The following is a 26,897-nucleotide window of genomic DNA, read 5'->3' as shown; positions in this document are numbered from 1 at the left end:
CATTAAGCCCCCGTCCCATGAAAAACTAAATTACTGCGAACTTTTATAAAAACAGTGGGCAGTGGGCGGTGAGCAGCAAAAGCATTATTGTGAGCAGCCGCCACGGTTCTGTTTTCATGCTTCGCTGTGACTTATTAAACATGAAAATCTATATAATCCAGTATGAGATTCAAGGCCCTGCCCAACTGTCGGCCAGCCAGACGGGAGCGGCGCCACAGATGCCCGAGATAACCCAGGCGTTGGGGACGTTGCCTGACTGCCTGGATGAGCGAAGATATCGTGACGATGCCTTGGGTATTGATGAGGTCGGCCAGAAAGGGGGCAATCTCCTCGCTGCCGGTATCAGTGATCGCCCGCACTCCTACCAATGGCAGGCGGTGCGCCTGGGCCGCCAACGCCACTGCGGCCGTCTCCAGATCAACCACGGGCAGGGGCAATCGGGTTATTTGGAGGGGGAGCGAGGCTTTTGGCATGATCGCCGGGGTTGTGATGCTGACGCCTTCGTAGGCGTTAATCCCCTTTTCCCGCAAATAACCTACCAATGCCGCCGGAGGCCCGGCCAGGATCGGCTCCAGACGATTGAGGGCGCCTTCCCGGGGTTCTAATTGCCAGAACTCGGCGGCCAACACCACCGCACCCGGCGGCAAAGATGGGTTCAGGGCGCCTCCAAATCCTGCCGTCAGCAGACAATCGGGGGCAAATGCGGCAATGGCCCGCTCGGTCCACCTCCGGGCCCGTTCTCTGCCCATACCGGACAGAACGGCGACACACTCATAATTGCCTTTCGTCAGAATCCAGGCTGGGGCCTTGCCGAATTCTATCCGCCGGGGTCGATTTCTACGCCAGAGCGGCTGCAATTCCTCTCGAACTGCCGCCATCAAGACTATGCGAACGATCGCCTTGCCTCCGAAAAAAAACCCCGCTGCTGCAGGGTTTATTATCTGGTCAGGTCTTAAATCGATGGCCTGCTCTTTAAAATAGCTTAAATATCAGGTCTTTCGATCTGGAACTCTAAAAATGCCCCCTACTCTTTCAACATCGGCAGGTTCTCATCCATTCCAGACTGGGGTTGGAGCAGCTGCGTCTGGGGGGGAAGTTTTCCTACCTGGCGAGCCCGCCGGAAACGCCGGTTACCCTGAACCAGGAGGTCGCCATTTTTGTGCAACACGGTCTGGTCTTCCAGGATGATCAGCCCATACTTGTTTGATATATCAGTATAATATTGATATTGCATGTGCTTTTTGTTCAAACGATATTTGTAAAACATAAAGAACACTAAATATAGGGCCACCAGGGCGCCGAACACTGCGACGGCGTAGCTGAGAAACTTAAAGGTCTGTTGACCCAAAGAACTCACCCAGGCCATGATGTGATTCATGTTGTACAGGCCCAGCATCGTCACCAGCAGGAGGAAGAGCAGGACAAGGTAGGGCAGACGCCGCATCTGGCTGAGGATAGTGGAAAAACGGTCCCTTGCAGGTGCTTCGCCGGCTTCGGCCTCCTGGTCATCGGCACCCATAAAATAATTGAAGCCGGTGATGACCACTCCCATAAGAAAAGTGAACATGACGGGAAAGGCGAAGGCAACAAACAGATATTGCCGCCAGGGGAAGGGAGTGTAAACCCGATGGTATTTATCATCCGTGGCCCAGAGCGCCACTACGATAAAAATCACGATCTCCAGGATGCCGATGAGCTTGAGGTAGTCGAAGAACAGTTTTTTGCGATCGCTTTTGGTAAAATAATCAGCGATTTTGGGCATACTTAGCTCCACGCACATGAATTCAGCAAAAATGTATCAAGAAAGCCCCTGCCGGTCAAGCCTTTTCGACTTTCCCCCCGGCCCGGGAAAGCCGGGTCTGTATCCGTTCCGGCAACGGAATGGCTCGCCATTGCGGGCTGATGGCGACCATAGTGGCTGTTCCTTCCGCTATCAGGTCTGATTTCCCGGCCAGGAAAAAATCAAAATGAAAGATGATTGCTTTGCGGCGTAGCTCCTGAATCCTGGTATCGATCTCGACTAGATCGCCATAGCGCGTCGGCCGCAGGAATTTCCCGTGGGCCTCCACTATCGGCAGGCCGAAGCCTTCTGGCACGTTCCGGAAAGTCTCCTCCGGAAGCAATTCGAGAGAGCGCAGGAATTCTTCGATGGCCTGGTGACAATAGCGGAAATAGCTGACAAAGTAAACGATGCCGTATGGATCGGTATCGCCGAAACGCACCCGCACCTCAGTCCGATGTCGATAGGTCTCCCAACTCATGACGTTCTCCTCATGATCGGTCAGCGCCCAAACATTACCTGAATTGTATCACAGCTTCTTCAAAGATTCCAAAAATCCAATCCACCTGAGATATCCGTTGACAAAAGACCTGCTCTAGTCACAATCTTTAATGGACAGATATCGTAAACTCCGGACATCCCATCCTGCGGCGGCCAAACCGTCAAGGCCCGGAGCCGCCGCCACACTCCACTCAGGAGGTTGATCATGCGATTGCGTAAATCATCCCTGCTTTTGATCATTATTACCTTACTAATTCAGCTCCTTTCCGCGGCTTCACTCCCGGCCCAGGCGCAGTCCGGGCGGCTGGTAGCTGATGCAGTGTCCAGCCCGGCATTGGCCAAAAACCTCTTGGGCGACCCGGCCCAGCGAGCGGTGACCGTCTACCTGCCCCCCCAATACGATAGTGAACCGCCACGGCACTTCCCGGTACTCTATCTCTTGCATGGGTTCGGCGGTAAACATCGGTTTTGGACCAGCTCGGACCGGCCGAAACGGCCTATCCGGCTCCAGGAAATGGCCGATGATCTCATCCGCCAGGGTAACATACAACCCTTGATTATAGTCATGCCGGACGGCGACAATGCCTACAAGGGAAGCTTCTATCTGAACTCTGCGGTAACCGGCCGCTGGGAGGATTTCGTCTGCCAGGATCTCGTGCGGCACGTTGACAGCACTTATCGCACTATCCCGCAGGCCTCTGCCCGGGCCTTGGCCGGGCACTCTATGGGCGGTTACGGCGCCCTGCTGCTAACTATGCGGCATCCCGAAACCTTTCGGGCCGTCTATGGACTCTCTCCGGCCTGTCTGGTCTTTGAGGAGCATTTCTTGAATCTGCAGAAGGCCAATCTGCTCACCGTTCTGAAACTCACCAGCCGGGACCAGTTCCCTGGCCTGTCCTGGCGGGATCAGGTGATTATTGCCGCCGGCGCCGCTATTGCCCCCAACCCCAACAAACCTCCGTTCCTCTTTGACCTGCCGTTCAAGGAAGAATCTGGCCAACCGGTGTTCGATGCCGCCATTTGGAAGACCTGGCTTAAGAGTGATCCATACTCACAGTTGCCGCTTTTAAAGGAAAATCTGGCCCAACTCAAGATCGCCTTCGACATAGGAACTGCCGACCGTATGCTCCCCCAAACCCGTCTTTTCAGCCAATCCCTGAAAAAACTCGGCATTCCTCACAGTTACGAAGAATACGACGGCGATCACTTCAACCGTCTGGCAGAGCGCCTGCATACCAAGGTGCTACCGTTCCTGTCACAGGCGCTTCATCCCTAAAAAGCCTAAGGGCGGCCCTTGTCCGCCCTAAGATATAGCAAGCGCCGGCTCTAGCTATTCATCCAGGTATTCATCAAAGTCCATCTGCTTTTTCTTTTCTGTGACCGCCGGCTTATAATAAGCTATATTGCTGTTCCTCCAACTGAGAACATATTGAGAGCCTTCATAAGAAATTAAGTGGTTAACCATTAACATTATCGTCTCCACCAGGCGCCCGTGCAAGGGATGCGCCAATACCGCGGTAATGGGTTTTATGGTTGTCTGGCCGACAAAATCCAAGCCAAAGCCATAGGGATCGATCATTTTGATATCCTCTTTGGTATTTACCCGAAAATCGACTTGGCCTTCCCCGTCCACCTGGATCAAGAGAGCCTGCCGCGCCGCTTTCAGGTCGTTCTATTATTAACATATGTCCGATTATGGGAAATACCACCGGTCAGGAAAATTTCTTTTGAAGCTAAACCATCAGCCGTCGCCAACATAGTCGGCAAACTTCTCTTTCAACGAACTCACCAGGGCAACGACCTGATCATCATCATTCAAGGAAATATCCAACAATTGGGTCTTTCCCTGCAGGATGCCTAAAAGCGTCAGGCGGGAGAGGACCGTCTCGGCATGGCGGCGCTCGAATCGGGCCTCGAGGAGATCTCCCTCGGTGATGACCTTGAAGCCGGCCCAGGTCAAAACTTCCTGGATTAATTGCACCCGCAAAAGCCGGTTCTCGTAGTTGCCCCCGCCGCCCTTAAAGCGAAAGGCGATGTAGTTGGCCTCGGGATTTCCTCCACAAAGGCAATCCAGGACGGCAAAATGGTAGCCGAAGCGCAGCACCAGATGGAGATAATGTCTGCCAACCAAGGCGTAGCTGGCTAAGGCGGCGGATTTCAGGTTTACGATGCCGGCGCTGACGCGGTCTAACTCCTCCCAATCAAGATAGACCAGACCTTGTCGCCAGACCACCTCGGGATGGGTAAGGCCTTGCAGACAGGCGTGCAGAGGTCGGGAAGCAATGAACTCGAGGGCAACTGATTTTCGGCCTTTGGCCGCTGGGGAGATGCTCTCATCCAGATCAAGGACATACAGCGTAAAAGGGAGAGCGGCATCCAGCCGCCGAGCCCGGCCCAGACCGCGACCGCTGCGGCCCGTGAGAAAGAACATTTCGGCCATACCCTTCTCGTGCGCAAATCGAACCAGATCGTGTATGCTCTGGCAGTTCTGGGGGGCAAAATCAGGAGAGGTAGGATCGATCAGACGTAAGGGTGAAATAAATTTCATAATCCGATGCAGTCGCGAGAAAAAAGGAGATTGGCGCGAAGTGAACGGTGTAGCCGGCCTTGGTGTGAGAGTAGCAATACTTCCTTGGTAAACCCGGCAGTGGTCGGCGTCCACGATGACGCTCATACCGGAAGCAAGGCGTTTGATAGCCTCTGAAGCCCCGGCAATGACGGGCAGTCCGAATTCTCGCGCTACCGAGGCAAAATGACTGGCCTGGCTGCCGCTGTGCGCCACCACTGCTCTGAGCCGACCGATGATACCTACGAAAGAGGGTGAAAGGATGGGGGCTGCCAATACGGCTCCTTCCGGAACCCGGCCCAGGTCAGTCTCATTCCGGATGACGTAAACCTCGCCCGCCGCAACACCGGAGCTGGCCGTCACCCCTCCCTCCAAGAGAATGGGACTGTCGGGCGGGATCAACTCTTTCCCGGTCACCGTTGCGCCCGGGTGGGACGATTCAATTTTTAAAGGCCGGGATTGAAGAATATAGCAGTTGCCAACCTTATCCTGACACCATTCGATATCCTGGGGACGGCCAAACATGGTTTCAAGCATCATGCCCCATTGAGCTAAGAGCACGGCTGTGGCTGAAGATAAACATGATCTCGGTTCGTTGCCGAACTCCAAAGGACGTGGCGCTGCTTCCCTGGTTAGATAAAAAATCTCCGGTTCGGCGCGGCCATCGACTAGCTGCCGGCCTAAACCGCAGACGGCGTAGACGGCCAGCGGAGCATCTGCTTCATGCACCAACTCCGGGGTCTGGGTGTACATCACCCCACCTGTAACAGCATCGATCATTTCAAGAAAGATGACCGCCATGGGAGTATCCTGATCGGCCAACCCACAGTGGAGGCGATACGCCAGGGCTCGGGGCGAATACTTGCTTGCTAGAACCCCTTTATACACCGTCAGGATGTCCTGATCGGCCACCTGCAATACGCTGAGATACTGGCCGGCAAAAGAGGCCTCACCATCCTCACTCAGGGCGCTGCTTCGCAGACACCAGGGGCCATCTAGTCCCCGCCGGTGATACTCCTCTACCCGGCAGGCAATTTCTTCTCCCACTACCGCGGGGACTTCCCCGTTTTCCACCAGGGACATGATTTTCTCGGATAGCTGCGTTAGCTGCTCCCAATTCTGAGGATCAACCTCGGCCAAGAGTTCGTTGAGGCGGGGGCGAAGGCGGTTGTGCTGCAGAAAAAGCTGAAAGGCCTTGGTGGTAATAATGAACCCTTCCGGCATTGGCAGTCCGGCTTCCAAGGCTATGCGGTTCAGGGCATGAGCCTTGCCCCCCACCAGGGCCGGTTCCAGCCCCGGCATCCCTAAAGAAACGGTGTACGGTGGGGTGGAATCATTTTCCGGTAGGGTCACGATGCCGTCTAAAACGGCATTTAAAAAACCAAGCTGTTCCTCGAGCTGGTCATAAGCGGTGGGATGCATAGCCGCCAGAGATCGGATCAGGTTCCTGGTTGCCGTAATCAACTCCCGCACCAGCTTTTCGATCCGGGCCCAGTCAACCGATTTCTGTTTATGCAGAATCTCTTCGAGCGCCGTAAGCAGTTCCAGACATCTCTGGTCTCGATGCAATAGTTCCTGGAACAATCGATACTTATAGCGCAGAAATCTACCCGGAAGGAAAATCTGGAGAAGCCAGTACCTGAACAGTTGATTAAATTTCATGCGCTTCAGCCACGGTCAGCCCTTGGCACAGGATATTATCCAGGCCGTTAGCGTCAGAGGATGAGATTTTTCTGTTGGCGATAGTAAATCCGGCTACTTTTGGTGGTTCATCGAATGCTCTCCATTGAACGTTGAGACCTTTATCAATCTTGAGCTGAGGTCCCGGTCCCCTTTAGGGCGTAGGCCACTTTCTCTTCCAGTTCTTCCTTGTCGATAGGTTTGACGCAATAGTCGAAGGCCCCCCACTCCTTGGCTTTAAAGGCCGTCTCCAGAGTAGGATGCCCGGTCAGCATTATCACCCGGGTTTGAGGCGAAATTTTTTTCAGCTCCTCTAAGACATCCATGCCGCTCATCTTCTTCAGGCGGATATCCAAAATGGCCACGTCCACTCGATGAGACCGGACATAAAGCAAGGCTTCTTCTTCATCGGTAAAAATGGCAACCTGATGACCTTTGCGTTCTAGGATACGTTTGATCATAATACATGCATCCAGGACATCGTCCAGGACCAACACTAGTCCCATACAGAACCTCCTTAGCCTGTTGCTGATATCTTATAGGGCTCTTGATGAAGAAAGAATTCTTCACACCCATCTTCTTCGGCGTCCCGGGTTATGGGAAGTTTGACGAGGAAGAGGGCGCCTGGTCCCGGCGGTTTGCCATTAGCAGTAGAAAGGGTTTTATACAATGGTGGAGACGGACTGACGGCAAATATCTTCCCCTGATGCTCACGGACAATGCCGGAGGAAACCGACAGACCTAAGCCGGTGCCTACTCCCGGCGCTTTGGTACTGAAGAAGGGGTCAAAGATTCTCTTCATGTCTTCCGGGGCGATGCCATTACCACTATCGCCTACGGTCACTATGGCATGGTGGCCATAAGGACACAGACTGGATCTGACCCAGATGGTCCCGCTCTGCTGAATGGATTCAAAGGCATTATTCAAAAGGTTGAGCCAGACCTGTTTGAGTTTTTCCTTATCGCCCTGGATCAATGGAATCTGCGGGTCGAGGTTGGCTTGAATATTCACCCAGTCTTGCTGAAAGATCTGGCGGATCAGATTCAAAACCTCTTCGATGGTAGCATTGAGGTCTAATTCTGCCATGCTGCTTTCGCTAACCCGCGAAAAACTAAGCAGATCTGCGACGATGCGGCGGCAGATCTTCACCTGTTTTTCAATGATCTCCAGATATTCATGGCTTTCCGCATCCTGGGGAATGTCTTCCAAAAGCATCTGGGCGTATCCCAGGATGATTCCCAAGGGGGTATTAATTTCATGCGCCACACCCCCGGCCAGTTTCCCCAGTTCCTCCATTTTGACCGATTGTACCAGTTTTTCCTGGTAGCGTTTGATATCGGTGATATCCCGCGCCGTGAACAACAGACCAACGATGCGATCCCGGTCAAACACCGGCAGTTTGACCATGTGAAACCAATGTTTCTCGCTATTTTTCTTAATGATGATTTCTTTAGAGAGAGGAACGCCGGTCTTAAGGATTTGGAGGTCTTCGGTTCGAATGGTCTCGGCCCATTTGGGCGTAAAAATATCGATTTCAGATTTCCCGATGGTTTTATTGGCATTTAAGGAAAAATGATCACAGAAAGACTGGTTGACGGCCTGGTAGATAAAATTGCTGTCTTGCAGGCTTACCAGATCGGGGGTGGCGTCTATCATTGTCTTCAGGAGTTGCTGCTGGCGGGTTAGATTGTTTTCCGCCGTTTTCAATCCCTCGATATGAGCATTTAAACTGAGGGCCATGTAGTCAAAGGTCTCGGCCAGGGTCTGGATTTCATCACCGGCGATGGTCTTGTAAACCTGACAATTCTGGCAGGCTTCTATTTTCTGCTCATATCCCCCGGGCTTGCACTCGGGACATAAGGTCCCTACCAGATACCAGCAGCGACGGCGGGTGTCGCCATAGGCTGGACATTCATGCTGGTTGCAGTTTTTTATCACCCAGCAATTTTTTTTGGACCGGGGTGCAGTTTGGAGGTCCAAATTTCCCTTGACGATCTCTTCGGCCGAGGCGCGCAGGAGATTCAGGCGTCGGGTTACGGTATCGGCAAAATAGTTTCCCAACAGCACCGCCGCCAGGACTGCACCGGCGGAAACACCGAAAATAATAAGCAATAGGCGATTTACTGCCGCCTGGGCTTTGATCTGGGACAGCCCCACCCTCACCACGCCTATGCGCTCGGCCCCGATCATAACGGGAATGGCGAAATCATAGAATGGTTCCTCTTCGGAGGCCAACAGTTGGACATGTTCGGAGGCGCCCACCGGAACTTTATTGGCGTCCAAAAGCTCCACCGGAAAACCGACCTGAAAGGTGTGGGATAAGACCTGGCCATTTTTGTCCTGGATGAAGGCATAGGTAATGTCGTCACTGGTCTCTTTGACCCCGTCCACCATGTTCTTCAAGCGCAGGAAGTCTTGGCCCAGGATAGGATCTGCACTTCTGGCGGCCAGGCTCAGCGCCAGCGTCAGGCCTCGTTTTTTGATCTCTCCCAACATGGCGTGGGTGGCCGCCTTACTGACAAAGATCGCCGACAGGAGGCCGAAAACCAAGATCACCGCCGTGATGCCTAAAAAAATCTTGCTGCGAAAGGATAACCTATCCAAAAATCGCGTCATGTCGACACCCTTGTAGTTTCTCAAGAGCCTAATGGTCGGACCATTCTAGATTATTGATTAAGCACCGCCTCTTAATGCTCGGCCTTGGATTCCACCATGGTCTGCAGACGGCGTACGACGTCAAAGTCCGAATCCTGAGCTGGCATAACTGCAATAAAGCCAGCTTTTTTGAGAATGATCTGATGGTCGGGATTTTTGATATCCAGGGCCAGAAGTGCCTGCTTGATTTTCGCCACCACAGCGGGATTCATGTCCTTGCGGGCGGCATAGACCCAGCCCGGGTACCAGGGGGAGTGGGCCAGGACGCGTATCTGTTTCAGATCAATCTTGTCGGCGACGACCTCGAGGGTCCCCTCCCGGATCAAGCCGACGTCATATTTCCCCGAATAAACCGCCATTACTACTTTCTCCTGTTTCCCTCCCGGTCCTGGTGCAAAAGCGACTTCGGAAAAGTCGCGGGCGCGCAGCCCTCGTTCCAGAATAAGACCCCAAGGGTAAAGATATCCTCCCGCGGAGGTGGGATCGACGGCAATAAGACGCTTGCCTTTTATGTCGGACAGAGATTTAATCTGCTGGTTGTCGGCCCGGCAGATGATCTGCCCCCGGAAGTTTTCTTTACCCACGGATTCGACCACCCGGGCAAAGGCCCTGGCGCCGTAGCGGTCGGCGATTTTCACGTAAATAAAAGGATTGCTGAAGGTAATATCAATCAGGCCTCGACCTACCATGTTCATGTGTTCATCGAAAGTATCCGGAAATACCTGACGGATATTCAGGCCGGTTGACTTGGCCAAATAATCCATTACCAGGTGGTGCCGCTGGTAGGAGACTGTATGAGCGTATTGAGGCAGGTAGGCGTAGGTAATGGCATTATCGTGCTTGACTAATGGAAGTTCTTGCAGCTTGGACAGATCTATTTTTTTTACCGGTTCTTCCTCGCCGCAGGCTCCTAGAAAAAACCAGATACCCAATAAGACTACAAAATATCGCCAGAATTGCATATCGACGGAACTCCCTTGCAGGGAAAAAACTTACTTGGCCGAAGCTCGAAGGTCTCGTAAGAGGTCAAGCGTGCCCGGCCTTATGATAACTAAACCTGACCTTTTTTCCAAAGCTCAGTGTTTAAAACTCATTCCCCTCTTCTGCATCATCGCTTATCTCCTCTTCCGCTTCCAGTTGCAGGTTATATTTTTTCAGTTTCTTCCATAAGGTCACACGGCTCACCCCTAAAATCCGGGCTGCTTCAGCCTTATTGCCTCCCGCCGTCCTCATGGCCTTGAGAAGCAGTTCCCGAGCCTGCTCCTGGAACAGGCGACCGCCATTCTTTCGAGTACTAGTGGAATGAAGGGATTTCGGATTGATCAGTTGCGGCAGGTGTTCTGGAAGGATGTTGCCTTCCTGGCAGAGCACAAAAGCATATTCGATGACGTTGATGAGTTCCCGGACGTTGCCCGGCCATTGATGGGCCAAAAGCTTCTCCAGGGCCTCTTTACTGATGCCTTTGATAGGTTTCTTGGACTTAAGACGAGCCCGCTCGATGAACGCTTCCACCAGGAGAGGAATATCCTCTTTCCGCTCACGCAGGGGAGGCAGATGGATAGGAATCACATTGATCCGATAATACAGGTCTTCCCGGAACCGTCCTTCGGCCATGAGTTGACCCAGATTCTTATTGGTTGCCGAAATCAGCCGGACATTGATCGGAATGGGCTGATGATCTCCCACCCGCTCGATGATTTTCTCCTGGAGGACCCGCAACAGCTTGGCCTGCGTCGATAGGGGCATATCTCCCACCTCATCGAGGAAGATGTCCCCTCCATCGGCAGCCTCAAAACGGCCTAAACGGGATCGGTCGGCACCCGTGAAAGCCCCTTTGACGTGCCCGAAGAGTTCACTCTCCAACAGCGATTCATGCAGCGCCGCGACATTGACTTTGATCAATGGCCCCTGCCGGCGGGGGCTGAGTCGGTGAATGGCCCCCGCCACCAGTTCTTTGCCGGTACCACTTTCTCCATAAATAATGGTGGGGGCGTCAGATTGAGCGGCGCTGGCAATCAGGGAAAAGAGCGGCATCATGACCGGGGAACGCCCGATGATCCCCTGAAAACCGTCTTCTCGATTGAGTTCCCGACGCAGCCGGTAAATAACCCGCTCCTGGGCGACAACTTCGGTGATGTCAGTGAAGGTTTCTACTCCGACGGCCTGACCATCATCACCTTTTAATAGGACGGCGTTCTTCAGGACATGCACCAAGCCACCGTCTTTTTTCACCAGAGCCGCTTTGCGCCGCCGCACGAAACCGGTCTGAAAGAGTTCGCAGGTCTTGCACCTACCGGAGGTACAAGGAGCAATGCAGCTATCGGTCTTGATCAAAGAACAGGGGTGGCCGACAAGTTCAGCGCGGGAGTAGCCGGTTATTTCTTCCATGGCCCGGTTTACAGCCAGGATAGTTCCCCGGGAAGACACCACTACCAACCCCTCCATCATGGTGTCAACCATCTTCTCCCAGAATTTTTCCGAAGTTTTGGGAATCATGCGGTCACAATTTCCACAAGAGAGTTTATCAGTGATGTTAACGTTAATACATAGTTAACATTAAATGGAACAAAATGGAAGCCCCATAATTCCACCAGCTAGGGCTCATATAAAAAATATATCAATAATCCCAAGGCAATATTTATTTAATCGTTAATATTCCTATTTGGCATAATTTTTGATAGTATTCAAAATAATTCTTTTTTTATTAAGGAGGCTTTTGTGAATAAAAAGGGTATCGTTCTTATCTGCCTTTTGGCCCTGGTTGCCGCGGCAGCCATCTGTGTGTTGGCTGAACCGGCGGCAGCCGGAAAACTTGAAGAGGCCATCGCCAAAACTCCGGTGGGTATGGGAACCGGGGAGATCAACCCGGATGCTCCCAAAGGCTTCATGGGAATTCCCGGGGCACCCCAGCCATTCTGGTTCTGGGGTATCTTATGGGGTATTTGGGTGGGTTGGATATTTTCCATCGTCGGCGCTTTTGGCGGCATCATGGCCGGCGTGGGCCACATTTCGGTTTTCGGCCTGGGTGATTACGCCGCCAGTTTTAGAAAAACCAGTCCGGTTTTAAATAAATTGGTTACAGATTCTATCCGTACCTCCAACCAATATTTAGTTGGTCTGTCGGCCTTAATGTCCTCCGTTACTTATTATCGCATGGGTCGTTTGGTTCTGCCTTTGGGAATTGCTCTGGCCCTCGGCGGCATCGCCGGCGCCTATCTTATTCCCGTCCTTACCGCTGGCAAGATTTCTCTGAAAGCTTATGTAGGTTATTTCGGACTGATCGTTTTAGTGATAGGTTGCTTCCTCTTTTATGATACCACCCCCAAGGGACAGGAAAAGAAGAAAAAGGCCAAGGCTGCCGCACAGGCTTTTCAGGAGGCCGTTAAAAAAGGAACTTCCGCCGGGGAAGTAGCGGCCCAAGGAGTACAGGTAAAATCCTGGGGGTTCACCCGGATAGAGTTTAGTTTTTATGGGGTGGAATTCCACTTCAACCCCGTCTGGCCGGTATTGGGTGGCTTCTTCATCGCCGCCCTGTCAGCCTTCATAGGAGTAGGCGGCGGCTTTCTCTATGTCCCCTTTCTTACTTCCGTGACTGCGCTGCCTATGTATGTAGTAGCCGGCACCTCGGCCCTGGCAGTCTTCATCAGCATGATAACCTCCATATTCACCTTCATGTTTGTCAAGGGAACCCCCATTGATTTCCTTTTTATCGGAGCTGAACTGATCGGCATCGCCACCGGTTCCATTGTCGGGCCTTATACTTCAAAATATATTCCTGATATCTGGCTGAAACGGCTTTTTGTCATCCTGGCTATATACGTAGGATTGGGTTATACTTTAAGGGGTTTTATTGACATCCGTTTACCGGGCATTTAAAAAAGAAAGACGCATTTAAAAGGGCGAGGCTTGGTAAACACCGGGCCTCACCGTTAAGAGTAAGCTCAGGGAAAAGACACTAAGTTTTGATGCAGCCGTTTATTCAACTTGCCGATAGCTTCCTTATCATGTTTTACCGCCTCACCGGCGTCGCCTGGGCCGATTTCGCCATCGGCACCTTTACCCTGGCCATTATCGCCTTATTCGTCGGGGAAGCCACCGTTAGGCTGGTGTTTCGGTTTTCCCGAAAACATCTTGATGAGAAAATATCCGAGGCCGATAAGTACCAGAACCTGTCCATGGACGCCTTAAGGGCCGGGAACAAGGAAGCTTACCAGGCCGCCAATAAACTGGCCAAGGAGGCCTTTGGCCACACCTTTTTCCAGCAGCTGACTCTATCCGGAGCTTTTCTGTGGCCGGTCTTTTTTGCCCTGGCCTGGATGCAGCAACGGTTCCTGGAGGTCGAGATACCCATACCCGGAACCGGTTGGTCCCTGGGGTTCATCGGGGCTTTTATTATTATTTATGCGGCAGCCTTTGTTTTTCTTAAGGTGCTGAAAAGAATCCTATTTCTTTCCCGCACACCAGAGCCTAGGGCTCTGTGCAGCGAGAAGCAATGATTCTCAAAGACCGATCTGTCTAGCAGGACGATAAGATTGTTAAAAATCTGGGATAGCATTGAATTTTGACTACCCCTGCTTTACGTCAACCATTTAATAAATAATCCAATGGAGATCATTATGGGATTAAAAGAAACTATGGCCGCGATTGCAGCAAAAAGTAAAGATGAATTAACCTATACGGACATAGCCGACACCTATATTTATTATGTCAGAGTAGACTTTGATCCGGTAGGGATCAAATTCTGCGCTGACGAAGCCGAAATCCCCAAGTACAAGCTCAATGCCAAGGCCAAGATGAAATTGACCTACTGCCAGTACCTGGCCATGGCCCGCGGCGGACATAAGGCCATGTACATGCCGTCCAACATGCTGTTGTGTGAAAATGCCGAACCGGTCTTTGGCTTTCGGGAGCTGGACAAGGAAAAAGACACCCAAAGGCATATGAAATATCTCCGGAACGAAGAACTGGCCTGGCAAGCCCCCTTTGGCAAGGCCAAGCTCCCGGTTGGCAAATATCGCGGCATTTTCATCGCTCCCCTGGCCACGTTTGACGAATCCCAAGTCGACCCGGACATCGTTTTCTTTATGATCCTGCCCTATCAGGCTTATCACATCCTCAACGACTATATGTCGGCCATGGGGCGCAGTAATCTCACCTTTAACCATACCCCTAATGGAGCCGTATGCTCCGGGTCGGTCTGGGCCTTCAACAACAATACGGCGAATATGACTACCATGTGCGCCGGCAGCAAGACTTCCGGCAAGACCGATATGGCCATGGTGAATCTTTTCATCCCCGGATCGCAGATCAAGGCCAGCGCCGCCCAATTTCTGAAACGCATCACCGAGACGGGTGGTCCTTCGGTTCTGGGCAAGGGCGGCCAACCCTGGCCGGGGTTGGATGTCTGCAAAGGATGTCCCCTGTTTAAATACGAAACTATTCCCTGACCGGGAAAGGCTACTATTGAATATTTCCCCAACGCGTTAAGATCATTCCCCAACTAACTAACCAAACCTCCAAACGGCGAGCGCAGACCTGATGGTCTGCGCCGTCAATCTGACCTTCACAACCCTATCACGTAAGGCTCTAGAATCGCTTGCAGTATTTGCTTTTGACAATGGCCATATTTCTGCTATAGAAGTATCATGGCCGTACTTGATAAAAGTATCACGCTCAAGAAAGTCACTATTTACACTGACGGCGCCTGCATCGGCAATCCCGGACCGGGAGGCTACGGCGCCATCTTGATCTATGGCAAACATCGCAAGGAACTCTCCGGCGGTTATCGCCTGACCACCAACAACCGTATGGAGCTTATGGCGGTTATTGCTGCCCTGGAGGCCTTGAAAATCCCCTGCCAGGTTGAGATCTTCAGCGATTCGCAATACGTCGTGAACGCCATGACCAAAGGTTGGGCCAAGAAGTGGAGAGCCTTTGGCTGGCGGCGGAATAAGGAAGATAAGGCCAAGAACCCGGATCTGTGGGACAGGCTACTGCGGTTATGCTCCCGTCATCAGGTCTCCTTTTTTTGGATTAAAGGACACGACGGCCATGTCGAAAACGAACGCTGCGATCAGTTGGCGGTGCGGGCCGCCTCTGCAACAGCTTTACCCCCGGATACGGTTTATGAGGCAGAAAAAAGAATCCGCTAATAATTTCCCTGTCTCACACTCAACCAGCGACTGACTTCTGTAAGCCCACGCCCCACCAGGTCAATCAGCTTTTCTCCCTCTGCCTGATCAACCGGCAACGGACCGCTTCGCCAGAGAAGCTGCCGGGGTTGGGGATTGAGCTGCCACTGTTTCACGGCATAAAGCAGACTGCGCAGGTCGGCTCCTCGAGCCCGATTGCGCCAGACCTCCGGCTGCCGCAAAACATCGATGGCATACTGTCGCCCGTCATCCCAACCGAGGGTATGCAGGGCCGCCCGGCGCATCAGGCAGGGAAAGCAGTAGCCGCAGTTGCCCTGGCGGCCTTTCAGCCAACGGGAGGCCACGGGGTGGGCGCAGGAAATGGTATGTGGCAGCAGGTCCCGTATGAGGGCCGGATTGCGGCTGCGGGCCAGCATCTCACCTTTGGTAACCTCCTGATAGGGATTTCCCAAGTCATGGGCGATCCCCCGGTTAACCCAGAACTGCTTCAATCCGGAAATAAAGTAAGGGTGGGTGGTGCGGGTGCTGTAGCTCCCCAGGCGGTTGCCGGTAAGCGGCGGGTTGAGGCTGATCCAGCCATTTTCGGGGATTACCAGCGGGAGGTTCTCACCCCAGACGGCAGCCGCGGCCAACCCGAGGGCGATGAACAACAGGGAGCGGCTGCGCAGACTTAACTCCGGCGCTTCGAATTGCACCCGGAAGCCCCAGCGGCGCACCCGGTGTGCACCATAGTGTTCTATGAGCGCCTGGGCCAGAATTTTTTGACTGGCTGCCAGTTGGCCAAAGTCATAGTGGCTCACCAACAGGACGTTCCGACCGTCCTCCAGTAGATCGACGGCGCCGGCCAGTGAGTCCACTCCCCCGGAAAAAAGGCAGATGCAGTCTGGTCGCCAAGTGAGATCAGGTTTGCCGGAAATCTCTAGAGACGGCTTTACCGCCCTTGCCTCCAGGTCCCAGGCATCGCCGGTGAGAAAGGTCAGCGGGACGGCCAACTCCGGCAAAAACGTCTCCCAGGCCGCTGCCGGTAAAGAGACCTTCAGGCTGCGGGTCCAGGCATCGGCCGCCAGTCCCCGAAGAGCCACTTTATCCGCCGACCAAATTCCGAGTGAGATCAAAAGGAACTTTAAAACCTCTGCCGGCAGGGGTAGGGAGCCGGTCCCCAGGAGGTCCAGGTTATGGTGCACTTTCAGTTTTAATGCTGTCGGCTCCAATCCGATAGCGATATCGGCATACCCTGTCTTTTCGGGCTGGCGGCCAACACCAAAATAGACGCTAATCCCCATGTCGGCCTCTGAGATGGTCCACCAGGCGTGTGAGGAGCTGTTCTACAGCCTCAGCGGGTTGGCTTGACAGCGTGCAAGATGACCGGTAAGATATTTCGGCCAGAACGCAGCTTTGGGCCAAAATGTATGACTTAACCTCCTCCTGCCGTTTAATACCGAAGATTACGCTCGGAGCTTTGAATTCCAAAGACTCTCCCAGATCAGAGAGAAACCGTTGAAACAGGGCCAATCCTAAAAAGTTTAATACTCGATTGACCATGGGGAGGTCTCCTGGTTCCGGGTCTGCCGTTTTTGTATAGGGATCAGCAGTTGTGGCGAGGCAAGCGGTTAGATGATCAATGAGGGCACTGCGGAGTGTGGCCTCTTTCAATCTGGCGCCCGGCCCGGCTAACCTATCCAAGAGGGCCGGAATCAGCGTCCCCGGAGTTTGTGCTGTAGCCTGATCTACTCCCAGATGATTAAGAGCTGCGGTCCATCCCTGCTCTACCAGGAGGGCATAAAAGTGCGCCAGAGATGTCGCGGTCTGGACCAATGCTGGCATGATGGCTCCTCCGCCGGTCATCTCCCGCTCTCCGGACGGTTGCTCCAAGGCCGTCAGATAGCCGGCGACAACCTCCTTTACCCTGGGAGTTGAGGCGTCTTGACCGGAAGCATAACGGGAGGCAAGGGTTTTTGCCCTCCGCCAGAATTTTCCTACCGGGGCCTTGCGGGCCGAAGAGGTGCCCACGTCATCTCCTTGGTATGTTAGACTTTGCCCATGGCCAGATTTTTCAGGCAAGTGTAGCGCCTCCAGGAAAACTCCGGCCAACAGGGAAAGATGGAATTGTTGTGATAGAGCGGCTCCGCCTCCAGATCATAACGAGAGACCTTGACGGCCTCGGACCACAGGACTGTGTGCGGGATGGGAGAATACTGGGTCAGGACCGGCGTGGCGCCCAAGCGGCGTACCTGACGGCTAGATTCCACGATTTCGGCATCCTCCTGGTGCGGCAGACCGATCAACAGATAGACGCCGATCTCCTGGGAAGCATAACCCGCCTCTCTAAGGGCGGCAATGGCCCGCTCTAGATCTCCCGATTGAACCTTGCGATCCGGACGGGTAGCGCCGGTGACCGTAGTCTCCAGACCAAGCCGCAGGGTGGCGAAATTGGCCCGTTTCAACCAGCGGGCCATCCTCGAATCAATAAGACCGACGTGCATACCGTTCGGCGTGTGGAACCGGAGCAGCAGCCCGCGGCTCAAAACCCCCTCCAAGATAGGGAAAAGATGGTTTTCTGCTTCAAATAGCAGGGCATCATCATAAAACGCCACTTCGGCAATGCCAAACTTCTGCTGCCAATAGACCAGTTCGCTGATTACGCTTTCCGGCCGCCGCCGCCGATACTGCGGCTCCAGCAGCCGCGAGGCGCAGTAGGGACAACTTAACGGACACCCCCGAGAGGTCAGCAGCGGCAGCACCCGATGGTCGGAGAGCAGGTCCCAGGCGGGATAGGCCATATTGTCCGGATCAGGAACATGAACGGCAGGGGCAACGTCGATACCGGTAATATCCTTCAATATCTCCAGGATATTCGCTTCCCCACTGCCGGTGATGACAGAATCGGCCCCGCTGTGGCGGCGGGCATGTTCCGGACAGAGGGTAGCATAAATGCCCCCCAAGATGATGGGGATGTTTGGAAACTGTTCACGGGCCAGCGCAATGGTGGCCTGAACCCCAGGATACCAGTAAGTCATCAGGGAAGTGACCAGGATTGCCACCGGCGGCTGCGGCAGGCGGCGGAGACGTTGCTTCAGGTCGGCCGGAGTGATCCCATAACGGCCGTAGCGCCGCGGTAAACCCCGGAACGCGGCGGGCGTCGGCAGTAGTTCTTTGGGCAGCTTGCCCGTCGGTTTGCCCCCATTTAATGGCCGGCTGGCGCAATCGATGCAGACTACCCGAAAACCTGAGGCGCGCAGGAGGCCGGCCAGGTATAACAAGCCCAAGGGGCGGGCGTAAAAGTCATGCGCCGCAAAATCATAGACCCAAGGGTTGAGACATAAGACTAGCGGACCGGTCATTATCTTGACTTAAATTGACTTTATGACTTAGCAATAGATTATTTAGCCGCCAGCAGATTTTGAAAGATCGACTGCTGGTTCCGCAGACTATAGATTTCAGAACGAACGAAGTGCTGCAGCGCCAACAGCCTCTCATTCCGGGCCTCCTGTTCCAGATTGCGGGACGCCTGCCGGTCGCCCTGGGCCGCTAATTCCTGGCTGCGGGCCAGCTTTTCCTGTGCCGATTTATCCAGGCGCTCCCCGGTGTTAAACAGGTCTTCGGCAATCCGATGATTGGCAGCCTCCTGCTCTGATTGGGCGGGCGTCAGCTCAGCCTGGGATAGACGGATAGCCAGATCGGTTTGCAGCAATTTAAAGAGCTGGCGGGCTTCCTTGACCGTCGCCAACGCCCCTTCCGGCGCCTCGGCGACTTCTTGCTCGGCCCTGTCGAGCAGACGGACGGCCTTTTCCAAAACTGCCTGGGAATTGGCCGGGGCTTGGGCTACTGCTGGCAGTGTCCCGGCCAGAAACGCCAACCATCCCAGCAGCCCCACTAAACAACAAGACAACCGGTAACTCATGTATTTCTTCCTTTCAAGAACAGCTCTGGCAATCTCCAATTATTTGCCTGCTTGGCAGGCAAGATTCTTATTGATTGTCATTACTTGCAAATTACTCGCCAACAATGATAATTTCTTTGGGAGAGGCGCAGCTTCTCCCCGTCCTCAATACTTTCACTTTTTATCTTACCCGGCAAGTGGAAAATGGTTGCTGAGACAACCTTAACTAGCTATAATTTTTAATTATTGCTGTCAAGAAGATTTATGCGCGTCAGATATCCACCCAGACGGCGGCTGGCAGCGGACGGATACATGACAATACCAAAAATTCTTTCGGCCGAATTTGTCGTAAGCGCTCATCAGATTGAGCAGCTCCCCGGAGGCGTATTGCCGGAGGTGGCTTTTTGGGGGCGCTCCAATGTCGGCAAATCCTCTCTGATCAACGCCCTGCTGCATCGTCAGAATCTCGTCCGGACCAGCTCGCGGCCCGGCTGCACCCAGGCTATTAATTATTTCCTGGTCAATCGGGTCTGGCACTTTGTGGACCTGCCCGGATACGGCTACGCCCAGGCGCCGTTGCCGGTAAAAGAAAAGTGGCTGCGGCTGATCTCCACGTATCTTGAAACTCAAAAAAGACTTCGAGCTGTAGTCTGGCTCCTGGATGCCCGCCGCCAACCGGGACCGGAGGAGCTGGACTGGCTGGACCGCTTGCGGAGCTGGCGGCAAGAAGTAGTGGTGGTACTGACTAAAGCCGATAAGATCAAGCGGGGGCAGCGGGATCGGCGGCAGAGCGAGATCGCGGCGCAGTTGGCCCCATCCGGGGTAAAGGCCCAGGACTTCATCTGGTTTTCGACTTTGACTCAAGAAGGACGCAGAGAACTCTGGGGCCAGATAATGCGCTTTCTCTCGTGAGGCCTTGATCCAAAACTTGCTAGTATTCAAGTGTAATGGTTAAATATAACTCTTGCACAGGCTAGGAGAGCAATGCCACCGATCAACCACTTTTACGGTTGGCGGATGCTATTGAAATAATGACAATTAAATCGGAAATATATCCCGGGCGAGGCCGGCCCTCAATAAAAGAGTATGTCTATCCGATATCTTGCCGTTGAGCTGTACCGTTGTGAAAAAAAAGTGGCGGCCTTAAGAAAAAGACTGGCGGAGTTAGGTCAAGGACCCTCTCCCGAGCGCTCCGGGTTGGAGATGGAATTGTTCCAGGCCGAAAAGGAGCGCGATCATTACCGAGCCTTGCTTGAAGCCAAAAAGGAACCGCCGCCTTGGCGCACCGGCTGATTCCCGGTAGTGCAATGGGTGGATAGCAGACTACTCCCGGCAACCTGGAACAGCGGTGCGGCTAGGTCAACCAGGGGCTTAGGCTTAACTCTGAGAAATAATAAAGACCCCGACGCAGGTGATGATGATGCCGGTCAAGCGCACCCAGGTAACGCTTTCTCCCAGCAGCCACCAACCCAGGGCCGCAGTCAGGACATATCCCAGACTGATGAGGGGATAGGCGTAGCTCACTTCTGCCTTGGCCAAAACCACAAGCCAGATAAGGAAGCCGGTGACATAACAGGACAGACCCAAGAGTATGTAGGGACTTAAAAAAGCCTTAACGAAAATCGGGAATAAACCGCTGAGCGAAATCTGAAAATTGCCGATTTTATTCATGCCATATTTTAAGCATAGCTGACCGATAACATTAAAGGCAATATTAACCGTCACCAGAGCCAGAACAGTATAGCGAACCATTTCCGGTAAAACCTCGTTTGCTGATATTAATGCGGTCTGGAAGGGCATACCTGAGTGTATACCTTTGAGCCAGGTCGGATTTTTTAGGTGAATATAAAGTATCTTCCAAAGCCTTTGTTTAATCAATAATTATTTTCAGAGAAAGGAATGGATGGATGTCAAACGCCTTGGATCTCCTGCGCCGACTGTCTGACAGTTTCGGTCCTCCTGGCGGAGAAGCGCCGGTAGCCCGGATAGTGGAAGAATATCTGTCGCCTTTTTGCCGGATGGACCGCGACGGCTTAGGATCGCTCGTGGCAGAGAAGACCGGCCAGGATCAATCGCCGCGTCTGATGTTAGCGGCACATCTCGATGAGGTCGGTTTCATGGTGCAAGGGGTGACAGCCCAGGGATACCTGCGTCTCCAAGCTTTAGGGGGTTGGGAACCGAGTCTGTTGCCAGGGCGGCGCCTTCAGATCCAGACCGCCACCGGCAGCCTCGAAGGCATTGTAGCCGCGGTTCCGTTTCATTTCCGCCCGGAAGCTAAGAAAGACATCAAAATAGAAGACCTCCTGGTAGACATCGGGGCTGCTTCGATATCGGAAGTTCAGGCTCTCGGTGTTTGCTTAGGTGATCTAGCCGTCCCCCGGAGTGGTTTTGCCACCCTAAATAATGATTACCTGGTCAATAAAGCCTGGGACGACCGGGTGGGAGTAGCGGCCATGATCTTGGCCCTGCAGCGATTACGGGAACAGCCACATCCTAATACTGTTTTGGCAGTGGGCACAGTGCAGGAAGAAGTGGGCTGCCGGGGGGCAACCACGGCAGTGGAGGCGGCCAAACCGGACATAGCCATTGTCCTGGAAGGGCCGCCAGCCGACGATCTGCCCGGCTTGAGCCAGGATCCGCCCCAAGGGGCTTTAGGCAAAGGGGTGCAGATCCGCCTCTTTGATCCGACCGTCATTGTCCCCCAAAAACTCTGGCGTTGGACGGTGGAACTGGCCCAACAACGTCACATTCCTTATCAGTTGGCCGTCAGGCGCGGCGGCGCGACGGATGCTCGAGCGATTCACCTGGCCCACGGCGGCGTCCCCACTCTCGTTCTGGGCGCGCCGGTGCGTTATGCCCACTCTCCGGTAGGAATAATCCACCGCCAGGATTTCGCCGCCATGGTAGAACTGACCGTGGCCATCATCGAAACACTCGACGCAGAGCGCCTGGCAGCTTTATCCGCATAGATAACATAATTGCCATTATTGATAGATCACCCGCGCACCGTGAAAATCATTTACCGGTGGCACAGGCTTTCCAGCCCGTGCAGAAATTGTTCTCCAACTGCGGCGGGATGGGCGCGGCGCTTTCCCACCCTAAGCCACTGGCCACTGCCACTGTATTCTCTTAGTAATGGCCACCACTGTCCGGCCCATTCTTCCTGCTGGGTTGATAACCTATTAGCTTTGCGGGATTATCTTATGAATCGCAGGGTTTTTCCGTTTCTGTTACCTTGACAGGTTGAATGAGAAGCTATATTTTACTGCCACTGAATATCAATTGCCAAAGGATGCGGTATGCCTGTAAAAAAACTAAGTGAGCTGCTCCCCGGGGAACATGGTGTGGTGGAGAGGGTGACCGGAGTAGGGCCTTTCCGCCAGCGCCTGCTGGAAATGGGTCTGACCCGAGGGGTTCGCGTGGACATGGAAAAAACGGCGCCATTAGGCGACCCAACGGAGTATGTGGTCAAAGGGTGTCACATCAGTCTCCGGAGAAGTGAGGCCGATATGATTGTCTTAAATATTGATTCTGAGGGAACTGATTAATGGCCAAAACTTTGACTGTCGCCCTGGCGGGCAATCCCAATGTAGGCAAAACCGCACTATTCAACAACCTTACCGGCGCCCGGCAGCACGTCGCCAACTGGCCCGGCGTGACGGTCGAAAAGAAAGAGGGGAAGGTCTATTTCGGCGACTACGAAATCACCATCATCGACCTGCCCGGAACCTACAGCCTCAGTCCGTTTTCTTTAGAAGAAATCATTGCCCGCAATTTTATCGTTGATGAAAAGCCTGATGTGGTAATCAATGTCATCGATGCCTCCAATCTCGAACGCAATCTTTTTCTTTCTGCCCAGATCATTGATTTAGGGGCCAAGATGGTTTTTGCCCTGAATATGGTGGATACCGCCGCCACCCGAGGCATTCAGATCGATCAGGCGCGGCTGGCGGAATTGTGGGGCGTGCCGGTGGCGCCTACCGTGGCCAATCGCAATCAGGGCACCAAAGAACTCATAGAGGCGGTTATCCGCACTGCGGAGGCACGCGACCCGGTATCCCGGCATATTCATATTGATTACGGATCGGATGTGGAAGCCGCCCTGATAAAGATTGAAGCCGTATTAGCCCGCGATCCTAATCTGGCCGGTGGGCACTACCCCCGTTGGCTGGCCACCAAGCTGCTGGAACTCGACCCGGACGTCATCCGCCGTCTGGAACAGAGTCCACAACGATCCCAGGTTATAGCCCAGGTGGAGGAATCCCGCCGGCAACTGGAAAAGACCTGGGGAGAAGACGCCTCGGTGCTGGTAGCGGAACGGCGCTATGGTTTTTTGGGTGGCACGGTCCGGGAGGTCCAGCGTCAGGAGCTGGCCCGACGGGTAGTGTTGTCGGAGCAGGTTGATAAGGTCTTGACCCACCAGCTTTTCGGCTTCCCCTTCTTTCTCTTCTTCATCTGGCTGCTGTTTCAGATGACCTTTACCCTCGGTGAGCAGCCCACGGAGTGGATCCAAGCAGGGGTGGGATGGCTGAAAGGTGTGGCCCAAGCCCAGATAGCAGACGTGTGGCTCCGAAATCTCGTCGCCGACGGCATCATCGCCGGGGTGGGAAGCGTACTGGTCTTTCTCCCCCAGATCACGCTGCTCTTTTTGGGCATATCGTTCTTGGATGACACCGGCTACATGGCCCGGGTGGCCTTTATCATGGACCGCATCATGCACGCCCTGGGACTGCACGGCAAGTCTTTTATACCCATGCTGATGGGTTTTGGCTGCAACGTGCCGGCCATCATGGCTACCCGCGGACTGAGCAGCCATCGGGATCGGGTCCTCACCATGCTGTTGGTACCGCTCATGAGCTGCAGCGCCCGGTTGCCCGTGTATGTGCTCTTTGCCGGGGTGTTCTTCCCCAAACGCGCCGGTCAGGTTATCTTCGGGCTCTACCTCCTGGGTATTGTCATGAGCGTGTTGCTGGGTATGCTATTCAGTCGATTTCTACTCAAGGGACAGGAAGAACCCTTTGTGATGGAGCTGCCCCCGTATCGCCTGCCGGCTATGCGGGGTTTAATAGTGCATATGTGGGACAGGGTTACCGTCTATCTCAAACGCATGGGTACCGTCATCCTAATCGCCTCTATTGTCATCTGGTTCCTGGGGGCCTATCCCAAAAATCAGCAGCTAATTGCCAGCTTTGAACAGGAAAAAAACCAGGTAGAGGCGCGCTTCGAGGCCCAAGCCAAAGCTTTGCGGGATAATCCGAACTTCACCACCCTGAATGACAAGCTGATCCAGGAAAAAGAGGCCGCCCTTACCGAACTCACCCAAAGGCAGAAAGCTGAAGAAATGCGCCAGACCTTTATCGGCCGCCTGGGAGCTGCTTTCGAACCGCTCATGCAGCCTCTGGGCTTTGATTGGCGCATGAGTGTCAGCCTGGTCACCGGGTTTGTGGCCAAAGAGATTGTCGTCAGCACCATGGGAGTGCTCTACGGGGTCGGCGAAACCGCCGACGAGGCCTCGGAAAGCCTGCAACAGGCCATCAAGGCCTCGGGTGTGAGCGCCGCCGCCGCCCTGGCCTTTATGGTCTTCGTGCTGCTCTACACCCCCTGCCTGGCCACGGTAGTCACCCTCTGGCGTGAAAGCGGCTCGCTCGGGTGGATGTGGTTCAGCCTCGGCTACCAACTACTCCTGGCCTGGACGGCGGCCTGGGCGGTGGTACGTCTGGGGCGGGTCCTCGGACTGGGGTGAAGAAGTTAACCCGAATAACTCACCAGTAGCGCCAGACCTCCAGTTCTGGCGAGATAATATCTTTGCAGACCTGGAGGCCCGACCGGCGGGGTCGTTCTTTAGATGTTTCTTAGCCTCTCCCCGCTTTCGGGGAGAGGCTAAGGAGATACAGGGAATTAGTGATTCCAGGCCTGTCTCCGGTCCCGATTGGACACCCTAAAAAACCTGCCGTGCTCCCTATGGTTCGGTCGATGGGCAACTCTTTGCATACGTTGTGGTTCTTTATTCCAATATCGCTGGTCTCGCCGGTGATTGTCCTGCCATTGCCGGTGATGCGGTTGGTGATGGTTCCTGTATCCAGGATAGGCTGCCTGGCGATCATTCTTTTCCCGATAGATATTCCGATCGGCTTTATCCAGCATCCGGTCCAAACGGACTCGCTCTTTGGGGTCCAATCCACTGCGAGACCGCATCCGGTTCTCGGCAGTTTGAATGCGCTGCTGTTCGTGCTCCAATTTCCTAACTTCTTGGGGTGTTAAGGTCCCAGACGCGATCCCATTTTGGATGCGGCACTGCTGATTTTCCTGCCGTTGATCGATGTGTCCGCCATAATACTGAGCCTGAGCGGAACCACTCCAGGCGTAGATCCCGATTACCAGAAATCCTGCTATCCTGATTACTTGCCATACTTGCATTATTGTATCCTCCTGTCTCAGATTTAAAAAATGGGGGGTCACGCTGGATTCGACTTAGTGCAAGGACCTTGCCAAAGATATCCATCTCATCAGATTATTAAGGATATTCAATGAATTACCTGGATACCGAAGGAAGGCGCCCGGTGATTCCTCCGGGCCTACAGAGACTGGATTTTGATAAAAGGACCCCGGAAGGGCAGGATATCTGTCTCAATCTGATAAGCGGGGGACCGAGGAGAGCCAGAACCGATTCTGAAAAATCATTATTGTTTGTTCAGGCTCAGCTCATCCTCATAGGCCGGCAGAACTCCCAAGCCGTGCGCCGTTTTTACGGCCCGGTCGATGGCCAGGCGCAGGGCTTCTTCGCCCAGGAGACCGATGATGTGTAGGTCAGCATCAACTTTGGGATGGGAAAGGACAAAGACAATATCACCGTCAAAGAGGGTGTGGATAGGGGTGATGGTTCGAGCCAGGCCATTGTGACCCATCTGGGCCACTTTCTGGGCCTGTTCCCGCGTCAATCGGGCGTTGGTAGCAATAACTCCCAAGGTAGTGTTGGGATCCGCAAACTGTTGCCGGACATACCCCCGGCGGATGTAGGCGGCGCTGTCCGCAAATTCAGGGCTATCCGGCGACAGTCGCGCACCAGCGATAATCTTTCCGGTAGCATAGTCGCGCACATCTCCAAAGGCGTTGACCACCACAAGGGCCCCCACCAACAGACCATTGGGCCCGGCCAGACAGACGCTGCCCAAACCGCTTTTCATGCCTTGGGAGATACCGAACAACTTGCCTACCGAGGCCCCGGTCCCGACCCCGATACTGCCCTCCGCCACTGGCCCGGCATGAGCCTGGGTACAGGCAGTATAACCCATGGCCTTATCCGGCCGGGCCCGGCAGTTGCCCAAACCTAGGTCAAAGATGACTGCGGTGGCAACCGTCGGGACGCGGGTGATGGCGACGTCAAAGCCAAGTCCCCGTTCCTCCAGAAACTCCATGACGCCGCCACCGGCATCCAATCCGAAGGCGCTACCGCCGGAAAGCAGCACCGCCTGAGTTTCATTGACAATATGGTAACCCAAAAGGGCATCCAGTTGGCGGGTGCCCGAAGCAGAACCACGAATGTCGACCCCGCCGATCGTTCCGGGTGGACAGATGATGACTGTACAGCCGGTGAGATTCTTAAAATCACTGGCATGACCAACCAAAAAATCGGTAACCTGGGTAAGACCGCCGGGGATTTCTTGAGACATGGTAATCAACCT

26 protein-coding genes are annotated in these 26,897 nt (G+C 53.9%); 10 read left to right on the top strand and 16 right to left on the bottom strand.

Annotated features, from left to right (window positions below):
- Positions 1 to 134: 134 nt before the first annotated feature.
- The 3 genes from DESAC_RS05655 to DESAC_RS05645 form a co-directional block, all read right to left on the bottom strand.
- Complete coding sequence (locus DESAC_RS05655) at positions 135 to 878, bottom strand: phosphorylase family protein (RefSeq protein ID WP_013706114.1); 744 nt, start codon at positions 876 to 878, stop codon at positions 135 to 137.
- A 146-nt stretch (positions 879 to 1,024) separates the two neighbouring features.
- Positions 1,025 to 1,762, bottom strand: a complete 738-nt coding sequence (locus DESAC_RS05650) for a hypothetical protein (protein WP_013706113.1) — start codon at positions 1,760 to 1,762, stop codon at positions 1,025 to 1,027.
- 55 nt (positions 1,763 to 1,817) lie between these two features.
- The gene (locus DESAC_RS05645; protein WP_013706112.1) at positions 1,818 to 2,261 is read right to left on the bottom strand and encodes an acyl-CoA thioesterase; all 444 of its coding nucleotides are present in this window, start codon (positions 2,259 to 2,261) and stop codon (positions 1,818 to 1,820) included.
- A gap of 225 nt (positions 2,262 to 2,486) precedes the next feature.
- Here DESAC_RS05645 and DESAC_RS05640 point away from each other — a divergent pair, with 225 nt between their 5' ends.
- The gene (locus DESAC_RS05640; protein ID WP_013706111.1) at positions 2,487 to 3,557 is read left to right on the top strand and encodes an alpha/beta hydrolase; all 1,071 of its coding nucleotides are present in this window, start codon (positions 2,487 to 2,489) and stop codon (positions 3,555 to 3,557) included.
- A 54-nt stretch (positions 3,558 to 3,611) separates the two neighbouring features.
- Here the strand turns inward: DESAC_RS05640 and DESAC_RS05635 are convergent, their stop codons facing one another.
- The 6 genes from DESAC_RS05635 to DESAC_RS05610 all read right to left on the bottom strand — a co-directional run bounded on the left by DESAC_RS05635 (position 3,612) and on the right by DESAC_RS05610 (position 11,679).
- Positions 3,612 to 3,923: a hypothetical protein gene (locus tag DESAC_RS05635; RefSeq protein ID WP_013706110.1), complete on the bottom strand. Its 312-nt coding sequence runs from the start codon at positions 3,921 to 3,923 to the stop codon at positions 3,612 to 3,614.
- Between the two features lie 99 nt (positions 3,924 to 4,022).
- A complete protein-coding gene (locus DESAC_RS05630) occupies positions 4,023 to 6,509 on the bottom strand; it encodes a PEP/pyruvate-binding domain-containing protein (RefSeq protein ID WP_013706109.1) in 2,487 nt (828 codons plus the stop codon).
- A gap of 143 nt (positions 6,510 to 6,652) precedes the next feature.
- Positions 6,653 to 7,033, bottom strand: a complete 381-nt coding sequence (locus DESAC_RS05625) for a response regulator (protein ID WP_013706108.1) — start codon at positions 7,031 to 7,033, stop codon at positions 6,653 to 6,655.
- Positions 7,034 to 7,044: 11 nt separating this feature from the next.
- Positions 7,045 to 9,144 (bottom strand): ATP-binding protein, encoded by a 2,100-nt coding sequence (locus DESAC_RS05620; RefSeq protein WP_013706107.1) that lies wholly within the window; start codon positions 9,142 to 9,144, stop codon positions 7,045 to 7,047.
- 71 nt (positions 9,145 to 9,215) lie between these two features.
- The gene (locus DESAC_RS05615) at positions 9,216 to 10,145 is read right to left on the bottom strand and encodes a phosphate/phosphite/phosphonate ABC transporter substrate-binding protein (protein WP_013706106.1); all 930 of its coding nucleotides are present in this window, start codon (positions 10,143 to 10,145) and stop codon (positions 9,216 to 9,218) included.
- A 121-nt stretch (positions 10,146 to 10,266) separates the two neighbouring features.
- Positions 10,267 to 11,679: a sigma-54 interaction domain-containing protein gene (locus DESAC_RS05610; RefSeq protein WP_013706105.1), complete on the bottom strand. Its 1,413-nt coding sequence runs from the start codon at positions 11,677 to 11,679 to the stop codon at positions 10,267 to 10,269.
- A 222-nt stretch (positions 11,680 to 11,901) separates the two neighbouring features.
- On the opposite strand from DESAC_RS05610, the gene DESAC_RS05605 reads away from it, so the two are divergent.
- From DESAC_RS05605 to rnhA, 4 genes are all read left to right on the top strand, one after another.
- Entirely contained in the window at positions 11,902 to 13,059 is a 1,158-nt protein-coding gene (locus tag DESAC_RS05605) for a sulfite exporter TauE/SafE family protein (RefSeq protein WP_013706104.1), read from the top strand.
- 89 nt (positions 13,060 to 13,148) lie between these two features.
- Entirely contained in the window at positions 13,149 to 13,679 is a 531-nt protein-coding gene (locus tag DESAC_RS05600; protein WP_013706103.1) for a hypothetical protein, read from the top strand.
- A gap of 120 nt (positions 13,680 to 13,799) precedes the next feature.
- Positions 13,800 to 14,630 carry a DUF169 domain-containing protein gene (locus tag DESAC_RS05595; RefSeq protein WP_013706102.1) on the top strand — a complete coding sequence of 277 codons (831 nt, stop codon included), beginning with the start codon at positions 13,800 to 13,802 and terminating at the stop codon, positions 14,628 to 14,630.
- A 198-nt stretch (positions 14,631 to 14,828) separates the two neighbouring features.
- Entirely contained in the window at positions 14,829 to 15,335 is a 507-nt protein-coding gene (rnhA, locus tag DESAC_RS05590) for a ribonuclease HI (RefSeq protein WP_013706101.1), read from the top strand.
- Here the strand turns inward: rnhA and qatC are convergent.
- Genes qatC through DESAC_RS05570 form a run of 4 tightly spaced genes read right to left on the bottom strand, consistent with a single transcriptional unit; the run spans position 15,332 to position 19,236 of the window.
- Positions 15,332 to 16,618, bottom strand: a complete 1,287-nt coding sequence (qatC, locus tag DESAC_RS05585) for a Qat anti-phage system QueC-like protein QatC (RefSeq protein WP_013706100.1) — start codon at positions 16,616 to 16,618, stop codon at positions 15,332 to 15,334. The genes rnhA and qatC overlap by 4 nt on opposite strands.
- Positions 16,608 to 17,345, bottom strand: a complete 738-nt coding sequence (locus tag DESAC_RS05580; protein WP_013706099.1) for a Qat anti-phage system associated protein QatB — start codon at positions 17,343 to 17,345, stop codon at positions 16,608 to 16,610. The genes qatC and DESAC_RS05580 overlap by 11 nt, the downstream gene beginning before the upstream one ends.
- 17 nt (positions 17,346 to 17,362) lie before the next feature.
- Positions 17,363 to 18,676 carry a B12-binding domain-containing radical SAM protein gene (locus DESAC_RS05575; RefSeq protein WP_013706098.1) on the bottom strand — a complete coding sequence of 438 codons (1,314 nt, stop codon included), beginning with the start codon at positions 18,674 to 18,676 and terminating at the stop codon, positions 17,363 to 17,365.
- A gap of 38 nt (positions 18,677 to 18,714) precedes the next feature.
- Positions 18,715 to 19,236 (bottom strand): hypothetical protein, encoded by a 522-nt coding sequence (locus DESAC_RS05570; RefSeq protein ID WP_013706097.1) that lies wholly within the window; start codon positions 19,234 to 19,236, stop codon positions 18,715 to 18,717.
- Positions 19,237 to 19,479: 243 nt separating this feature from the next.
- On the opposite strand from DESAC_RS05570, the gene yihA reads away from it, so the two are divergent.
- Both yihA and DESAC_RS05560 read left to right on the top strand, forming a co-directional pair.
- Entirely contained in the window at positions 19,480 to 20,127 is a 648-nt protein-coding gene (gene yihA / locus DESAC_RS05565) for a ribosome biogenesis GTP-binding protein YihA/YsxC (RefSeq protein WP_218915712.1), read from the top strand.
- A gap of 174 nt (positions 20,128 to 20,301) precedes the next feature.
- A complete protein-coding gene (locus DESAC_RS05560) occupies positions 20,302 to 20,508 on the top strand; it encodes a hypothetical protein (protein WP_013706095.1) in 207 nt (68 codons plus the stop codon).
- Positions 20,509 to 20,592: 84 nt separating this feature from the next.
- Here DESAC_RS05560 and DESAC_RS05555 read toward each other — a convergent pair whose 3' ends face one another.
- Positions 20,593 to 20,967 (bottom strand): EamA family transporter, encoded by a 375-nt coding sequence (locus DESAC_RS05555; protein WP_013706094.1) that lies wholly within the window; start codon positions 20,965 to 20,967, stop codon positions 20,593 to 20,595.
- Positions 20,968 to 21,122: 155 nt separating this feature from the next.
- Here DESAC_RS05555 and DESAC_RS05550 point away from each other — a divergent pair, with 155 nt between their 5' ends.
- The 3 genes from DESAC_RS05550 (at position 21,123) to feoB (ending at position 24,958) form a co-directional block, all read left to right on the top strand.
- Entirely contained in the window at positions 21,123 to 22,184 is a 1,062-nt protein-coding gene (locus DESAC_RS05550; RefSeq protein ID WP_013706093.1) for a M42 family metallopeptidase, read from the top strand.
- Between the two features lie 330 nt (positions 22,185 to 22,514).
- Positions 22,515 to 22,763: a FeoA family protein gene (locus DESAC_RS05545; protein ID WP_013706092.1), complete on the top strand. Its 249-nt coding sequence runs from the start codon at positions 22,515 to 22,517 to the stop codon at positions 22,761 to 22,763.
- Positions 22,763 to 24,958, top strand: a complete 2,196-nt coding sequence (gene feoB, locus DESAC_RS05540; RefSeq protein WP_013706091.1) for a ferrous iron transport protein B — start codon at positions 22,763 to 22,765, stop codon at positions 24,956 to 24,958. Before DESAC_RS05545 ends, feoB begins: the two co-directional genes overlap by 1 nt.
- A 155-nt stretch (positions 24,959 to 25,113) precedes the next feature.
- Here the strand turns inward: feoB and DESAC_RS15110 are convergent, their stop codons facing one another.
- Both DESAC_RS15110 and DESAC_RS05530 read right to left on the bottom strand, forming a co-directional pair.
- Positions 25,114 to 25,632, bottom strand: coding sequence for a hypothetical protein (locus tag DESAC_RS15110; RefSeq protein WP_013706090.1), 519 nt, complete (start codon positions 25,630 to 25,632; stop codon positions 25,114 to 25,116).
- A 263-nt stretch (positions 25,633 to 25,895) separates the two neighbouring features.
- Positions 25,896 to 26,885 carry a P1 family peptidase gene (locus tag DESAC_RS05530; RefSeq protein WP_013706089.1) on the bottom strand — a complete coding sequence of 330 codons (990 nt, stop codon included), beginning with the start codon at positions 26,883 to 26,885 and terminating at the stop codon, positions 25,896 to 25,898.
- Between the last annotated feature and the right edge of the window lie 12 nt (positions 26,886 to 26,897).

The organism is Desulfobacca acetoxidans DSM 11109, from assembly GCF_000195295.1.
Taxonomy (GTDB): domain Bacteria; phylum Desulfobacterota; class Desulfobaccia; order Desulfobaccales; family Desulfobaccaceae; genus Desulfobacca; species Desulfobacca acetoxidans.
This window is presented reverse-complemented; position numbering and strand designations above follow the sequence as displayed.

What these genes read in the sequence shown, in the direction of transcription:
- DESAC_RS05620 (WP_013706107.1), bottom strand. Translation starts at nt 9,144, where the DNA reads ATGACGCGATTTTTGGATAGGTTATCCTTTCGCAGCAAGATTTTTTTA.
- yihA (WP_218915712.1), top strand. Translation starts at nt 19,480, where the DNA reads ATGCGCGTCAGATATCCACCCAGACGGCGGCTGGCAGCGGACGGATAC.
- DESAC_RS15110 (WP_013706090.1), bottom strand. Translation starts at nt 25,632, where the DNA reads ATGCAAGTATGGCAAGTAATCAGGATAGCAGGATTTCTGGTAATCGGG.
- DESAC_RS05655 (WP_013706114.1), bottom strand. Translation starts at nt 878, where the DNA reads ATGGCGGCAGTTCGAGAGGAATTGCAGCCGCTCTGGCGTAGAAATCGA.
- DESAC_RS05560 (WP_013706095.1), top strand. Translation starts at nt 20,302, where the DNA reads ATGTCTATCCGATATCTTGCCGTTGAGCTGTACCGTTGTGAAAAAAAA.
- DESAC_RS05545 (WP_013706092.1), top strand. Translation starts at nt 22,515, where the DNA reads ATGCCTGTAAAAAAACTAAGTGAGCTGCTCCCCGGGGAACATGGTGTG.
- DESAC_RS05615 (WP_013706106.1), bottom strand. Translation starts at nt 10,145, where the DNA reads ATGCAATTCTGGCGATATTTTGTAGTCTTATTGGGTATCTGGTTTTTT.
- DESAC_RS05595 (WP_013706102.1), top strand. Translation starts at nt 13,800, where the DNA reads ATGGGATTAAAAGAAACTATGGCCGCGATTGCAGCAAAAAGTAAAGAT.
- DESAC_RS05550 (WP_013706093.1), top strand. Translation starts at nt 21,123, where the DNA reads ATGTCAAACGCCTTGGATCTCCTGCGCCGACTGTCTGACAGTTTCGGT.
- DESAC_RS05530 (WP_013706089.1), bottom strand. Translation starts at nt 26,885, where the DNA reads ATGTCTCAAGAAATCCCCGGCGGTCTTACCCAGGTTACCGATTTTTTG.
- qatC (WP_013706100.1), bottom strand. Translation starts at nt 16,618, where the DNA reads ATGGGGATTAGCGTCTATTTTGGTGTTGGCCGCCAGCCCGAAAAGACA.
- DESAC_RS05570 (WP_013706097.1), bottom strand. Translation starts at nt 19,236, where the DNA reads ATGAGTTACCGGTTGTCTTGTTGTTTAGTGGGGCTGCTGGGATGGTTG.
- DESAC_RS05600 (WP_013706103.1), top strand. Translation starts at nt 13,149, where the DNA reads ATGCAGCCGTTTATTCAACTTGCCGATAGCTTCCTTATCATGTTTTAC.
- DESAC_RS05630 (WP_013706109.1), bottom strand. Translation starts at nt 6,509, where the DNA reads ATGAAATTTAATCAACTGTTCAGGTACTGGCTTCTCCAGATTTTCCTT.
- DESAC_RS05555 (WP_013706094.1), bottom strand. Translation starts at nt 20,967, where the DNA reads ATGGTTCGCTATACTGTTCTGGCTCTGGTGACGGTTAATATTGCCTTT.
- DESAC_RS05640 (WP_013706111.1), top strand. Translation starts at nt 2,487, where the DNA reads ATGCGATTGCGTAAATCATCCCTGCTTTTGATCATTATTACCTTACTA.
- DESAC_RS05625 (WP_013706108.1), bottom strand. Translation starts at nt 7,033, where the DNA reads ATGGGACTAGTGTTGGTCCTGGACGATGTCCTGGATGCATGTATTATG.
- DESAC_RS05645 (WP_013706112.1), bottom strand. Translation starts at nt 2,261, where the DNA reads ATGAGTTGGGAGACCTATCGACATCGGACTGAGGTGCGGGTGCGTTTC.
- rnhA (WP_013706101.1), top strand. Translation starts at nt 14,829, where the DNA reads ATGGCCGTACTTGATAAAAGTATCACGCTCAAGAAAGTCACTATTTAC.
- DESAC_RS05650 (WP_013706113.1), bottom strand. Translation starts at nt 1,762, where the DNA reads ATGCCCAAAATCGCTGATTATTTTACCAAAAGCGATCGCAAAAAACTG.
- DESAC_RS05610 (WP_013706105.1), bottom strand. Translation starts at nt 11,679, where the DNA reads ATGATTCCCAAAACTTCGGAAAAATTCTGGGAGAAGATGGTTGACACC.
- feoB (WP_013706091.1), top strand. Translation starts at nt 22,763, where the DNA reads ATGGCCAAAACTTTGACTGTCGCCCTGGCGGGCAATCCCAATGTAGGC.
- DESAC_RS05575 (WP_013706098.1), bottom strand. Translation starts at nt 18,676, where the DNA reads ATGACCGGTCCGCTAGTCTTATGTCTCAACCCTTGGGTCTATGATTTT.